Source organism: Fictibacillus marinisediminis (genome assembly GCF_023149135.1).
GTDB lineage: Bacteria > Bacillota > Bacilli > Bacillales > Fictibacillaceae > Fictibacillus_C > Fictibacillus_C marinisediminis.
In genome coordinates this window covers 31172-45673 of record NZ_JAIWJX010000004.1, presented here as the reverse complement: position 1 = coordinate 45673, position 14502 = coordinate 31172, and the positions used below count along the sequence as shown (strand labels likewise).

Annotated in this window: 15 protein-coding genes; 2 read left to right on the top strand and 13 right to left on the bottom strand. The window is 37.8% G+C overall.

Features of this window, described 5'->3' with window-relative positions; translation table 11 throughout:
• Positions 1–82: 82 nt before the first annotated feature.
• Entirely contained in the window at positions 83–1657 is a 1575-nt protein-coding gene (locus LCY76_RS22955; RefSeq protein WP_248254815.1) for a M2 family metallopeptidase, read from the bottom strand.
• Positions 1658–1959: 302 nt separating this feature from the next.
• On the opposite strand from LCY76_RS22955, the gene LCY76_RS22950 reads away from it, so the two are divergent.
• On the top strand, positions 1960–2886 hold the full coding sequence (locus LCY76_RS22950) for an RNA polymerase sigma factor (RefSeq protein ID WP_248254962.1): 927 nt from the start codon (positions 1960–1962) through the stop codon (positions 2884–2886).
• Positions 2887–3020: 134 nt separating this feature from the next.
• Here the strand turns inward: LCY76_RS22950 and LCY76_RS22945 are convergent, their stop codons facing one another.
• The 12 genes from LCY76_RS22945 to LCY76_RS22890 are packed head-to-tail and all read right to left on the bottom strand — an operon-like array spanning position 3021 to position 13631.
• Positions 3021–3224, bottom strand: a complete 204-nt coding sequence (locus tag LCY76_RS22945; RefSeq protein WP_248254814.1) for a hypothetical protein — start codon at positions 3222–3224, stop codon at positions 3021–3023.
• 15 nt (positions 3225–3239) lie between these two features.
• A complete protein-coding gene (locus LCY76_RS22940) occupies positions 3240–4202 on the bottom strand; it encodes a Gfo/Idh/MocA family protein (RefSeq protein ID WP_248254813.1) in 963 nt (320 codons plus the stop codon).
• A 30-nt stretch (positions 4203–4232) separates the two neighbouring features.
• Positions 4233–5993, bottom strand: coding sequence for a CRTAC1 family protein (locus LCY76_RS22935; protein WP_248254961.1), 1761 nt, complete (start codon positions 5991–5993; stop codon positions 4233–4235).
• Positions 5993–6922, bottom strand: coding sequence for a DUF1702 family protein (locus LCY76_RS22930; RefSeq protein WP_248254812.1), 930 nt, complete (start codon positions 6920–6922; stop codon positions 5993–5995). The genes LCY76_RS22935 and LCY76_RS22930 overlap by 1 nt, the downstream gene beginning before the upstream one ends.
• Before the next feature lie 21 nt (positions 6923–6943).
• Positions 6944–7177, bottom strand: coding sequence for an acyl carrier protein (locus LCY76_RS22925; protein ID WP_248254811.1), 234 nt, complete (start codon positions 7175–7177; stop codon positions 6944–6946).
• A gap of 13 nt (positions 7178–7190) precedes the next feature.
• Positions 7191–7979 carry a 3-oxoacyl-ACP reductase FabG gene (gene fabG / locus LCY76_RS22920; RefSeq protein WP_248254810.1) on the bottom strand — a complete coding sequence of 263 codons (789 nt, stop codon included), beginning with the start codon at positions 7977–7979 and terminating at the stop codon, positions 7191–7193.
• The gene (locus LCY76_RS22915) at positions 7951–9210 is read right to left on the bottom strand and encodes a beta-ketoacyl synthase N-terminal-like domain-containing protein (protein WP_248254809.1); all 1260 of its coding nucleotides are present in this window, start codon (positions 9208–9210) and stop codon (positions 7951–7953) included. Before LCY76_RS22915 ends, fabG begins: the two co-directional genes overlap by 29 nt.
• Positions 9207–10019: a beta-ketoacyl synthase N-terminal-like domain-containing protein gene (locus LCY76_RS22910; RefSeq protein ID WP_248254808.1), complete on the bottom strand. Its 813-nt coding sequence runs from the start codon at positions 10017–10019 to the stop codon at positions 9207–9209. Before LCY76_RS22910 ends, LCY76_RS22915 begins: the two co-directional genes overlap by 4 nt.
• Positions 10020–10030: 11 nt before the next feature.
• On the bottom strand, positions 10031–10870 hold the full coding sequence (locus LCY76_RS22905; RefSeq protein WP_248254807.1) for an RnfABCDGE type electron transport complex subunit D: 840 nt from the start codon (positions 10868–10870) through the stop codon (positions 10031–10033).
• 16 nt (positions 10871–10886) lie between these two features.
• Positions 10887–12035 carry a beta-ketoacyl-[acyl-carrier-protein] synthase family protein gene (locus tag LCY76_RS22900; RefSeq protein WP_248254806.1) on the bottom strand — a complete coding sequence of 383 codons (1149 nt, stop codon included), beginning with the start codon at positions 12033–12035 and terminating at the stop codon, positions 10887–10889.
• A 16-nt stretch (positions 12036–12051) separates the two neighbouring features.
• Positions 12052–12978 carry a hypothetical protein gene (locus LCY76_RS22895; protein WP_248254805.1) on the bottom strand — a complete coding sequence of 309 codons (927 nt, stop codon included), beginning with the start codon at positions 12976–12978 and terminating at the stop codon, positions 12052–12054.
• Complete coding sequence (locus LCY76_RS22890; protein WP_248254804.1) at positions 12975–13631, bottom strand: helix-turn-helix domain-containing protein; 657 nt, start codon at positions 13629–13631, stop codon at positions 12975–12977. Before LCY76_RS22890 ends, LCY76_RS22895 begins: the two co-directional genes overlap by 4 nt.
• Before the next feature lie 263 nt (positions 13632–13894).
• Between LCY76_RS22890 and LCY76_RS22885 the strand changes: the two genes are divergently transcribed.
• Positions 13895–14461: a YqaJ viral recombinase family nuclease gene (locus tag LCY76_RS22885; RefSeq protein ID WP_248254803.1), complete on the top strand. Its 567-nt coding sequence runs from the start codon at positions 13895–13897 to the stop codon at positions 14459–14461.
• Positions 14462–14502: the final 41 nt, after the last annotated feature.

Below are 14502 nucleotides of genomic sequence, written 5' to 3'. Positions count from 1 at the left end.
AAATAGAAATTATTGATAGGTACTAATGCATTAAACAAATGTATAAAATGCAACCATGTAAGATACATAGATTGAATGCATGTTACAATTCATCCCTAATGTTATTTTGGATTTCATGAATCAAGTATTCAGGCATGATATCACTTTTAAATGCATCAAATAATAACCTTTTCCAATACACAGAATTACCTTTAGAAAAGATGTTTTCTTTTAAATACCGTAAACTTTCATCATTTGTAGAATCACCAAACGTCCGATGTAACAAAACATGAAACTGTGATGAAAGAACTTCTCCAAAAAGAGAATGAGAAGAATGAACCGGCAACGTCGTTAACTGAGTTTTGTTTGCCCAGTAGGCATGATCCCAATTATCAGGTCGTTTCAGCCGCTGCGTATCTTCAACAATATCCCACCAAAGCTTATTCAGATTTTGAGAAGGGTTTGCGTATAATTCATATTCGAAGGTGGTAACTGAAATGGCTTCATATAGTTTTAATAAAGTATTGATAAAATACTGTTTTGATTGAATAAAAGGAATAAGTGACGTAGTTTGACCAATGGTGGTGGTGAACCAGCTTTTTTTATAGGCTAACCTCTCAAAATAAAGAGCGACAGCCTCATTTATAAAGGGTTGGGAGGTTTTCCTTAAAATAAAGGGGACATCAGGTGATATATTGAACTCATACAATGCATGACCTAATTCATGCAACAAAAGAGCAACAGACTTCTGATTTTGTTGAAAGCAGCTTGAAATGCGTATATCCTCTTCCCGATCTATATTGAGACAATAATTTGCTGTACTGTTATGGGGATGGTTTGAAATTTTACTGCGGTTAACTATGCCCTGTATGTCTAGCCCTTTGTCAGAAAACCAACCCTGCAGAGCTTTTATCACCTTAGCTTTGGTTAGGCTTTTGTCACTCATAAAATTCACATGAGTTTCCTGAAAAAAAGGATGGTTGTAATGCCAAGGCATAGGATCATTTTGGAGATTAAATTTATCTTTTAACTCGTTATCGATTTGGCTTTTTATTAAAGTAAAATCTTCATCTAAATGCTCTCTCAGTTTGTGAATAACGTTCGTGAGATCATCCAGCTCAAGTTCTTGACTTTTAAGCTTTAATTCATAAAAATGAGAAAACCCCTTCTCTTGAGCTATTTTGTTTCTCATGGAGACGAGCTCTAACAAGTCTCCCTCAATCACATCACCAAGCTTCATTTTTCCCATCCAAAGTTGTTCACGATCTTTACTATTGGTACTTGTTTGTAAGTGGGTTAATACTTCATTTTCATCAATCGCTCTCCCTTTAAAAAAGGTCTTATATGTAAATATTTTAGAGGTTACCTTATTCCATAGCTCCATATACCCTCCTTGATAGGAAGTATCACAAGACACCTCCAATCCCTCATTCTTAAATGCTGAGATTTGGCGGAGGGTTGAGTAATTCATATCAGAAGTTCCTGGACTTTGAGTAAGAGAGACGACAGAGTCACTTAGTAATAATTGATTGTATCTCAGTCCTTCTTCTTGTAGTTTATTTTTCCAACTATCATCATTTGTTGTTAATGTCATCCAAAGAGCGTACATATATTGTTTATATTGGGTATGTAAAGCTTCAGTTAGTAATAAAAGCTTGGAACTTATATTAGGATACATACCAATGTCTCCAATCAATCTTTTGTTCAGTATAAGAAACTTTTAGTGAAAATTTCTCTGCTTTATTTGTGTAAAAATAAAGATCGATTGAATCCACACGATCGTATTTTGTAAAGGCGATCCCCTTCAAAGAGATTGTCTCTTGATTATGTGAATTTGATTCCAGTAATAAAGGTTAACTAAAAGGGACTTTATTAGCGTCTCTGGTTGTATTATCCTAATTTTTCAGAATTACTTTAATTGTAAAATAGATTCTTTTATACTAAGTTCATGAAAGAAAAAAGGAGGATTTAAAAGTGGGGATGAATACGATCGATGACATCATCGTTCAAACACGAAAAATACATACGGAATTTGATTCGACCATTCAACCGTATAAAATCGATTTATGGAGGTATTGTAAATATCTTACCGGATCTCCATGGGAAGGAGAAGACCTCTTTCAAGAGACCTTATTGAAAGCCTTTACTTCTTTGACACAAATATGGAATGCCATGGATCCTAAAGCCTATCTTTTTCGGATAGCTACCAACAATTGGATCGACCACTTAAGAAAACAGAAAAAAGAAGTTGAATATATCACCACAGATGACGAAATTTATGATGAGAGTAGGTTATCTGAATACGAAATCCGAGAAGCACTTGAATCTTTGTTATTAAACCTTACACCGAAACAAGCAACGATTTTCTTACTGATTGATGTCTTTTCATTTACTGGCACAGAGGTAGCAAGTATGACAAATATGTCTGAAAGCGCCATTTATACCTCATTACATAGATCACGAAAGAAATTAAAAACCCCCGTTAAAAAAGAAGTAAGAATAAGAGAGTCAATGTCATCTTCGGAATCGATACTCGATAAGTACCTCGTATATTTCAACAACTCTGATGTTGAAGGACTTCTCAATTTGATGACAGAAACAGTGGAGTTTGATGTAACACCTGGATTCATAGAATTTTCGAAACACGAGGTTCGTAACGGTTCCCTAAAGTTTGGTCTTCCTGGGCATTTAGGGAAGAGGGTAATGTTATGGGGAAAAGAAGTAAATATCGTGTTAGCTAAAAAAGACGATACGTACGAGCTTCATGATATTAACTACCAAGAAGTTTCTGAAGATAAAATCGTGTTCCATAAGAGTTATTTCTTCTGTAAAGAGTTAATGAGTGAAGCGGCAAAAGAACTAAAAATCCCGTTGCAATTGGATAAGCCTCCGGTTGACTGGCGTTGAAAAAGAGAACGAGCCGACACTTTAATCGAACATTAAGCTCTCTCTGTAAGATGGTTACATATATAATATTAATAGATACAATATAGGAAAAAAGCTGCCTCCAACTGTATTATAGGTTTGGGGGCAGCTTTTAGTTATAGTAGTTTCTTAATCTCATGTAAGATTTGATCTGACTTTCGTAAGGGCTTGATGATGGCATGCTCAATATTGGAATAGATTAAGTTAATGAGTTCTTGTGTTGCAATCAATCCAATATCAATGCAGTAAGCCTCTTTCATATGAGATTGCACAGTTTTGATAAGCTTTATGTGTTCATCATATGGTAATTGTAACTTCACTTTTAGTCTCCTTAATCAGCTTGTAATAATTTCAAGTGAATTAATAACATGGCGAGGATTAACGACTTGTGAAATACCATATAAAATACAATCCAAAAAGTGATCGATGACGCAAGAAGAAGGTTTTCCATCCCGGCGTAGGATCGGCTCTATTTTTACCTCAATGATTTCTCCGTCAAACTTTTCAACTTTGAGTATATGAAATTCCTCTCCAAAAGTCATAATTCCTTTATCACCATAAATGACCGTCCGATGATCTTGAAGGGGATTGTTCCAACTGACATTGATGGAACCCACCACCCCGCTTTGTGTCTTTAAAGAAATAACAGCCCGATCATCTAACACGGCATTTTTAAACACCTTCCATTCTGAAAAGACATCTTCAAGAATCCATTGCATTAAGTCTACCTTATGAATTCCCAAATCTCCTACTACACCAAATGAAGATAATTGTTGATTAAAGAACCAACTGTGATCTCCATCCAAACTCCAATATTTTGGCCCTGGATGCTGGTAATTAGAGGTGAACTGCAAAATATTACCGATGGAACCTTCTGTGATCATCTTCTTCGCCTTTAAATGTACGGGATCAAATCGTTGATTATGTCCTACTATTAACAATTTATCATTCTCTAGCGCAGCACCGTACATTTCATTTAATTCTTGGATAGACGTAGCCACTGGTTTTTCCACCAATACATGTTTGTTTTGCTTCAAAGCTTTAATACTTTGTTCTGCATGAAATTTATTCGGGGTGCAAACCGAAACGGCTTGTATGTCAGGATGATAAATGATGTCATCAGCCTGATTGGTAACAAAAGGAATATTGTAGGTTGAAGCCAAGGCCGATGCTCTTTCTAGGTTCTCATCACACAGACCAACGACTTCCACCTCTTCCCTCTCTAAGTATTCTGGGAGATGACGAACTTGAGTTATTTTTCCACATCCGATGATTCCAACACGCAGCTTATTAATCATTTCCTCCCCCTTCTTTCTTCTTGATTAACCCTACTTCTTAGAAATGACCTTATATGAGCCTTTCCCTTCGACAATGGATAAAATCTGATTGGATTTAATATTTTTAAAGACTTCTTTTTTACCACTTGGCCATCTAATATCTAATTGATCAAGAGTCTCACTCTTTCCTAAACCAATATGGATGCGCGGGTCGCTTTGGGACCCGAAACTGTTTCCTCCGTCTTTTTCAACCACCGTTTTAACGCCATTATTGTTGAAAGTTAGCCTGGCACCTATAGCCTCTCTATTACTCGGAGCGGTTCCTTTAAGGTCAATTTTAATCCAATTTGTTGGTTTCTTTTGGATATTCGAATAGACTTTTGGTTTCGCTCCTTGGTTCGCAAAAAATAAATCCAGGGTTCCGTTGTTATCAAAATCTCCTACTGCCACACCTCGGCCATCATATTTAAAGGTTATCCCCACCTCTTTAGCGACATCAGGAAAGGTGTCACCTCCTTGATTGAGAAACAGAGATTTCTGTTCATGACCAGACATATCTTTGTCACCTATCGCTGGCCAGTTCTTGGCATCTTCAACGATTTTTCCAGGAGTTGTGGCGAGTGTCCCCATGTCAAACCAATAGGTTTCTTTTGATTTTCCGGTGATAAATCCGTTGGTCACAACCAGACTCATATTTCCTGAGTTGTTCACATCAAAGAATCTTGCGCCCCAAGACCATCCTGACTGAAATATATCTAGTTCTTTTGCTCGATCAATGTACTTCCCTTTGGAGTTCATATGCCAGAGTTGGTTTCCTTCCAACAAGTACTTTTGTTTACTAATATTCGACACATAGTTCGCTAAGTTCCCATCATGGAAGACATCCGCAAAATCAACATTCATACTTTTATAAGTGTCCTCACCAATTCCCCGGTGCTGAGTGACGTTTTCAAAACGTTTTCCAGCTTTGTTAATCAGCAGTGAATCTGCTCCAAAATCGTTAGCATTATAAATATCAGGAAAACCATCGTTATTAATATCCGCCATTCCAGTGGCCAGAGTCCATCCGGAATCATCCAGATTGAGTTTTTTTCCGATTTCAGTAAACGTACCGTCACCATTATTTTTGAAGAAGTAATTCACCCCTCCATTTCTTGCTTTTTCAAAATCATCATGAAAAATTTTTGTGCTTTTCAAATTCCACAAGTTAACATCTTTCCTAAAGTAATTGCCTATATACAAATCCAAATTCCCATCTCGATTGTAATCAATGGCGATAGCTTTCGATGCATATCCTTTTGCTTTGACCCCCGAGGATTCTGTTACATTTTTGAAAGTACCATCCCCATTATTTTTAAAAAGTTGGCTTTTCCCCCAAGCCCCAACAAAGAGATCTTGGAATCCGTCATTATCGTAATCAAACCAAAGGGCTGTCTCGGATATCCCCTCTTTATTAACGTCACCAATCCCTGCCTGATCGGTCACATCCTCAAACGTATTGTTCCCCTTATTTTTATACAACTTATTACTTGATTCTTTTTTGGAATTAATCAAATACACATCGATTTTCCCGTCGTTGTTGTAGTCGTTTAAAAACACACCAGCTCCAGTCGATGCGAGCCACGGCATAACATTACTCACTTTCTTGTCAAATTGTGGTTTTTGATGCGTAAAATTTATATTGGTGGATTGAGTAATATCCTTGAACTTAAAACCATAGTCAACGTCCGAATCTTGTTGACATGCAGACAGTAAGACGACTAAGCCCACAAGTACTAACAAAGCTACCTTTTTTGCAAATAGTTTTATCATCAAATTCTATTATCTCCTTCTAAAGTGTTTCTGATTTTGTCAATCCATAACAAATAGTAGTTACGGTCGGTGCAATACAAATCCAGTTCTTCTTCTACTTGATGGACAATTTGAATTAAACCGTTCACCTGATCTTTGAGGCCAATTGGCAAAGTCCCTATTGTGTTCTCCCATAGTTCTGGGTTTTGTTTCTTTCGTGCTTCTAGGCCAAATGCGAGCCCTTGGGCAAAGCTGCTCTTGTCTTCAGAAGAAAGGGTGGAAAGTATAGTACTCCCTAGTGATAAGTCATCAAATTTACTGTAAGAAACAGCAAGACCGAGGCCGCTTAAAATATCGTTTCGGAACGGATGATCTTTCCCTAATCGATCGAGTTCAGTTTGAGCCATTTGCCAATTAAAATTGCTTTGAAACCAGAGGCTGCGCCCAAAGCCCTGATAACATACTCTTTGCTGAGGCACGGTAAAGTGTTCTAATACCGCAAGGCTGTTTTTGTTATGATAAAACGTAAATAAACCGACCTTAAAACCCACTCCATCAAAAAGAATCAGTGCATATTTGAAATGGAGTTGACTGATCCACTCGTCGTACTTTCTGACGTTATAGCGATAGCGGTAATGAAGCCACCATCCAAGACCAACGTAGTATTGGTAAATCGATCTGGAAGTCAGAGATGTAATGCTGGTTTCAAAGGAGGTCCCTCTTTTTTTAAAAAAATGAGCTCTCATTCCAAATCCGATCCCGGCACCTTCATCGGTGAAGCCTCGGTAAAAAGAGGGAGAGATGTGTTCGATGAGGAATCGGAGGAATTTAACGGAAGGAATCAAAAAGGCAAGGAGAGCTCCTGAGAAGAAATGAAACAGGATGCACAGGAATCGCTTTTTAAAAAAAGGATAATCTCCATGAAAGTAGTGCTTAAGGAACTTAATCATAATGGGTTCATCCTTTATCCATTAATTTGTGTTTAAAAAGCGCAAGAGGTCTTCTACCTTTCGAAGACTCATGAGTTCCTGTTCCTGAATGAAAATGTTGTAATCACGTTCAAGATAGACCGCTAGCTCAAGGGCCATTAAAGAATCAATTCCTAAATCTGCAAAACTACTATCCTCTTTAACTTCTGATACATCAACTTCTACCATTTCTGCAATTAACTCTAAAATTCTATGTTTTTTCATTTCGTATGACATCTAACCACCCCTTCTAAATTAGTCCACCATCGATAGTTATAACTTGGCCAGTTATATAAGAAGAGTATGAAGACAGTAGATACAAAACCATATGAGCTACATCTTCAGATTCTCCAATTCGATTCAATGGAATTTCTTTTTGTATTTTGTCCCATTTGTCTTTTGGGATTCCGTTTAACATATCGGTTTTGATATATCCCGGAGCGACACAATTCACCCTTACACCTAATCGGCCTATTTCCCTGGAAAGGGACTTTGTCAGTCCAATCATTCCAGCTTTTGAAGCCGAATAGTTTACTTGTCCTTTCGTACCAATTAATCCAGATATGGAAGTGATGTTCACAATGGCACCCTTTTGCACTAACAATGTTCTAAGCAGCCTGCGAGTCAAGTATGAAGCAGCCGTTAAATTTACTTGCAACACCTTCTCCCATTCTTCATCCTTCATTTTTAAAAAGGGCTGATCCATTGTAAATCCGGCATTATTGATAAGGAAGTCAAGCTTCATGGGAAGTTCAGAAAGGAAGTCAATTAGATGGTCCAAATCGCTTTTCTCTTCTAAATTGCACCGAATGGCTCTAAGGACTACACCTTCATTTTTTAGCTCATCTACAAGAGCCTCTGCCTGATCAACCCCATTATTGTAGGTGAAGATTACATTGATTTTATTCTTGACTAACTGGGTGACAATTTCTCTACCAATCCCTCTTGAACCACCCGTTACCAACGCCGTTTTATTTACAAGATCCGTAAGATATAACATATGTTCCCCCTCAAATTTTTTCAATAATGGTTGCAGCATTAAATCCACCATATGCCGCTACGGTTTTTAATACACTATTCATTTTTTTGGTGGTTTTCTTTTTTGTGAAAGGAAGTAAAATGTCTTGATGTGGGTGGAAATTCTGAGGGAAAAGCGGTGGGATGACATCTTCGATCAAACTAAACATTCCGAGGATCAACTCTATTAAACTGTTCGCCCCTAAGGTGTGGCCAGTAAATCCTTTAAATGCAGCAAGATCTGGGATCTGTAAATTTAAATCTTTAAAAGAAGAGGTAATTTCTCTCGCTTCATACTTATCCCACATAGGAATTCCCGTCCCATGCGGGATGATTAAATCGACATTGTTCCCGTATCGAGATAAGGCATTTTTAATCGCTTTTGAATACGATTTCGCAGTGACATCTGGCAAGCTAATTCGCCAATGGTCTTGCTGAAAAGCCGTGGTTATATAACGTCCTAAGGGGGAATGGTTCCTTTGTAACAAACTGTCTTCCGATTCTAAAATGATGGCACCGGCGCCATCACCGAGGACTGACCCTGTGGCATGTTGATCGAAAGGAGCAATGATATCATTCGTAGCATTAAATCCCTTTTCGTTTAACCACAGGTATTCCGTCACATGCGCGTAATCACTCGAAACAACAAGCACAATATCTGCCTGATCGGTTTTAATTAGGTTGCTCCCTAATTCAAGAGCATATAGGCCAGAGGCACAAGCGTTATTGATGGTATAGGTTGGCCCATTTATTTTTAATATCTTCGCAAGATGATAAAGGAAATTAAAGTTCTGTAGCCGGAAGAAATCATTTTTATATTGTTGAAAAGAATCAAGCGGACTTGATGGATCTAATAAATTGGGTTTTTGTATCAATCCATTAATTAAATGGTTAACACCTAAGTTTTCATGTGCAATAACCAAACCAACTGTCTTATCGCTGCTGGTAATATTGGCATTACGTAGACCTATAAGTGAGACTAGCAGTAACAAAAGAAAATCTTTATCCTCCAGCAAGAACTTTTCTATATGATGTTCTTGGATACCAAACTCCTTAAACCATTTTTCTTTATGGTACGTTAGCTCTTCTTCTTTTATTGAAAATACGGGATATTCCAATTCGATATTATTATTTAGAAGATACGATCTATTGTCCGGCTTGTGTTCATCTTTAAACAAGTTTTTCCAGGCAAGGTTGTCTTGTCCAAGAGAGGTGATTAGCCCTGTACCTGATAAATAAATGTCTTTCATCATTCCGAGACCCTACTGATATTGATACAATATTCTCCATGACCTATTGCATGTGTGTATATTGTGTCGTTACTATTTCGATCGTCTTTTAAGAGCGTAAAACTTTTTATAATCATCTCTCTTATGACATTCCTGGACATTTCCAAAGGACCACCTTCTTTATTTGCGGGATTAATTGATAAATGTAGGGAATGCTTTTTATTTTTCGGTGTTTTTTCGAGCAGAAGTGCCCCTACGCACTCAAAGTCTGGGAGAAAATCCTCAACCTCTGACTTATATTTGGGAGGGGGAAAAATATTAAGATCACAAACAAGAACGTTTTCTGCTTTCCCCTGTTGAATGAGGTCATAGGCATACAACAGACTCTTAAATCCAGAATCAATTCCTTCGGATAGCGTAATGTTGGGTCCATTAAACTTAAACACAATGGAAATATGGCCCCCAACTACATTTAGTACAGTCCCAGGAAAAATAGATGGATTCACTTTTGTGGGACCATACTTATCACACTCTTCAAACATGTCTTGAATGGCTTCTAAACTTCCATAATTATTAGAAACGACGACTCCGACTCGGCTATCTTTTTCCGATGACCATTTATAGCCTGCAAACCGAAGGGCCTCTGAAACAGCGATACACCCGTACCTGCTTACTTTGGGAAGTCGGTTCAATCCTTTTATATGAGAGTATACAAGTTGGTTTGGAAGTCTGTTTTTACTTGAAGCAGTCGAATCTTTTTGCATTCTACCAATCAATTTCTCAATCCCAATTCCAAATGGAGATATAGAAGAAAATCCACTGATATATACCATAATTTATTCACCTAAATTCCAATTTCAGTTTTATTAATTCGTTTTGAAACCCATATTCTAAATGGGATAATGGTTAACAAGCTAATGAGGGAAAGAGCATAAAACTGGGGGTTCGGTATGCGATAAATACGGAAGACTGCATCTAAGGCGCCCACTAGAAAAGCAAATATGATTCGTTCTCGCCTTGTACTTGGAGTTGACTTGGGGTCCGTGATCATAAAGAAGGCAAACAATTGGAGAGACGCTCCCATGAGCGGACCCAGTGCAGCATACATGGGAGCTCCAAGCCAAAAGTGACGAAGTAACCCGAAGAATGTAAAACTTCCTAGAAACGAAAGGACTACATCGAGTCGATTCGCCATGTAGGTTGCAAAAATACCGAGCAACAGAATAACAATCATGATCTGAAAACCATTGGTCCATTGCTTTGGTGTACTCACGGCATATTGATTTAAAGTGAACAATACCAAAACCACCGCTATATTATTAGGATTGAAAATATGTCCTTTTTTAAACCGTACAAACATTTTAATAGTAATGGAAAGAAAGCTTGTCAATGCATAGATCCAGGGATAAGGTGAACTGATTAACAATCCAACCCCCATCCCGGTTATGACCGCACTGAGTGGAAACCGCCATACTTTATAGACAAGCTTTGTTAACACGATTTCAGTGCTAACAGAGACGATAACTGCGGTTACAATGGATTTCCATGATTGAAAAAAACCTAGATAGACCATTCCGGAAAAGGTAAACGAAAAAAGAAAGAGCAGCACAAAATGTCTGGGGTCAATCTTATAATCCTTCCATGAAGTAATTACCTTAAGCGGTTGTTTTTTTAAATTGATCATAAATCCTCCATATCAATTATTTCCCAATAATAATGGACGAATTAATCCCCCCAAAGGCATAGGCGTTGGAAATGATATTTTCACCGTCAAAATTAGCGGGTTGATCTTTGATAACTTGTATCTCCACATCGGGATCCACTTGATGCAAGTTTGCCGTTGGTGGAATGATTTTTTCATTTATAATTTTCACACTCAAAGCGGCTTCAATGACACTAGCTGCACCCAAGGTATGCCCGATATTTCCTTTCACTGAACTCGTTTTAATACGACTTCCAAAACATTTTAAAAGGGCTTTACTTTCCATGGAATCGTTGGCTCTCGTTCCCGTACCATGAGAGCTGACATAATGAATATCTTCCGGTGACAAGTGAGCGTGGTGAAGGGCTTCTTGCATTGCGGTGATTGCTCCTTCTGCCTCTGGATCAGGTTGTGTAATGTGGTGAGCGTCACAATTGATTCCATAGCCTTTAAGGACAGCTTTTGAGGTTCTGTTCCTTTTTTGGAGATGCTCCATGCTCTCTAAAATTAAAACAGCTGCCCCTTCACCTAGAATTAGCCCCTTTCGATCCTTATCGAATGGACTACAATAATCCGGGGACATCGCCCGTAAACTACTAAAACCAGTAAAAGCAACCCAAGATAATGCGTCTACACCGGCAGCAATCATCACGTCTGCTCTACCGGATTGAATTTCATCCATAGCCTTTGCTATGGAAAAATTCCCAGCCGCACAAGCATTGGTGAGCGTCCACGAAGGTCCCTCTAATCCATAATGGTCCCGAACATTCTTTGCAAGGAGATGGGGGCCATATTTCATACGGGCACCTTCTTGACCCAGTCCGCTCAACTCTCCCATCGTAGTCCCCACACTTAGACCACATCGAGGGGATTGTAGGAAGTCCTCATCCAGCCCTGCATCAAATAATGCATCGTCTATCGCTGTAATGAGTAGGCTAGTCGCTCTGCCCTTTTCATAAACCTCTGGTATACAAATGGATTTGAGATCCTTTACCTCACATGCGTTACGGTTGTTTTGATCTTCTACAGAAAACAAAGTCACTTTGCTTACACCACTTTGTTTATTTAACATATTTGACCACGTTTGCTCGATATTTGAGCCCAATGAAGAAATTACAGATATCCCAGAAACAGCGATGGGTCGCATTCACCTATCCCCTTTTTTAACGATTTGACCAAATAATACTGAGATCAGAGATGGACTTATCAGGTCTTTGAAAGCCATCAATTCCTCTCTCTTCTTTAACTAATTGAAAAGCTTTTTTTTCATCTAATCCTTGGCGTTTTTTCAGTTCTAAGGATTGAGGGTATTTCTTATATCCCTCTTTCCAAACAGCTTGTCCTTCGTTTCGTTGTCCATCTTTCACTAGGGCATCACCCAATGCAACATAAAATAAAGCCCAAAATGGAAATTTGTCTCCTCCGAACTCTTTTTCAGCTGCTACACAATACGTCAAATCTTGAATGGCTTTATTGGTTCTTTTCAAACCCAAAGGCCAATAAAGGTTGTTAAGTCCCCTGGCATAGTGGGCTAACAAATCATGTTCATTTTCTTTAATTATTCCATTTAATAATTCTATGGATTGTGCTGATTTTTGGCCGAGGTTTGCTGTCCCCATCCCAGGCGTTTGTAAATAGTCTACATAAGCTAGCGCTTCGTTCATTCTAACTTCATACGTCTGAGGTATGACTTCCATCGTTTTGAGGAAGTTGTCAGTCTTGTTTTCCTTTAGAGCGAGAATTCGGAGTTCATTGATATACACCCATTGATCTGGCTTTATCTTTATTATTTTTTTAAGTAATTGTGTGGCTTGGTTGTACTTTCCTTCCTCTATTAATTTCTTAGTATAGGGGTAGGCATCCTCTACATTATCCTTATTTATATCCTTGACAGTGAGTTCTTTTTTCTTTGCTGTATCACTGGTTGCGACTTTTATTTCGTCTTTAAAATCAATGTTTAAATCCCTGATGGTCACATCCCCTTTTAAAGGTGGAATTTCATAGGCTTTGTAAAAGTTGTAGGTTCGAAAGGCTGTTATAGTAAACCCAACTACTCCTATAACAGATAAAATGATAAGAATTTTCTTCAAGATGTTTTTGCCTCCTGACATGCACTATATTGGTTTCTGTATTGAGAAGGGTTGATTCCAACAATCTTTTTGAACATTCGTCCAAAGTGGGTAAGGTCGTTGTAGCCGATGGAAAAGCAAACATCAGTTACGGTTTCGCCTTTTTTCAGTAGCAGTTTAGCTTTTTGAATTCGTTTATTAATGACGTACTCTTTAAATCCCTTTCCGACATATTGTTGAAAAATTCTAGAATAATGACACTTACTTACGAATGCGTGAGAGGCCACTTTTTCCAGAGACAATTCGTTATCACAAAGATTATCATCTAAATAATCGAGAGATCGATAAAAGGAGGAATTGTCAGGACTAGGTTCAACATAAGTATCTAACGACTCAAGAAACGAGTTGAGTAATATCATGTTCATCTTATTGAAACCGGCTAATATCATTAACGTAGTATCCGCTTGTAATTGAGTGAACTGCCAAGTGGTGGGAAATGAATGACTATTTGTCAAAATAATGTAGACTGTGTAATCTCCTAATTTCATTACGGACTTAACATCTTGAAAACTAGTAACTTTAATTAACTTGACTTTATTGGACAAGTTCCCGAACCATTCATAACAATTAAGATCTTTTTGCAATGTTGGGTAATACAAGATTACTGGTTTCACATAAAATCCCCCTAGGATGTCAATTGTTTACTTTTTACTCGCTAAGCACATATTAACAATAAAGTTTTCTGAAAGTTCATAATCCATTGCGGTAGATTCGTGTAAAATTTACAAAAAAGCCTAAAATTAGATATAATTAGTGCTAATTTCCTAGTAAATCCACCTAATTTCACTGATTAAAAAGCCGATATCTTCCGAATAAAGACCGAGAATTTTTTTAAAACTTTTCCTATTATGGAGGAAGTTTGAAAGGAGGAATTGGTTTGGATTACAGAATATTGATATGGAAGAATAATTTGGATGATTCGGAAGTGGCAAAATGGAGATCAAAAGGGATTGGTGGTACGGATGTTAGTACGCTGTTTGGGGTGAATCCAAGTAAAAGTAGGCGAAGATTAATTGAGGAAAAGACGGGTCACACACAGCTGGTTATACATGAAAAAATGAAGTTTCGCATGAGGGTAAAGGATTTTATTGCTGAGGAATTTAAAAAGACTGGAATAAAACTTCTTAGAAAAAATGCGATCTTACAAAATGTTAAACATCCATTTATGATTGCCAATGTGGATCGAATGATCGCTGGCAAAAAGGAAGGTTTGTTGTGCAAAGCTACTTCTAATAAAGATTTTACACTACAAAGGAATGAAAGGTCATCCATTTATCTTCAATGCCAACATTATATGGCAGTAACAAACGCCAAGGGATGGTGGGTTGCTATGTTGGTAGGAGGCATCCATTTACATTATTATTACATTGATCGTGATGAAAATTTAATTACCAAAATCATTAACACTGAGAAAGAGTTTTGGTATAACGAAGTTTTGAGATAAATACGCCCTAAGGTCCGGGATTCCTTGTTTATTGTGGAAAG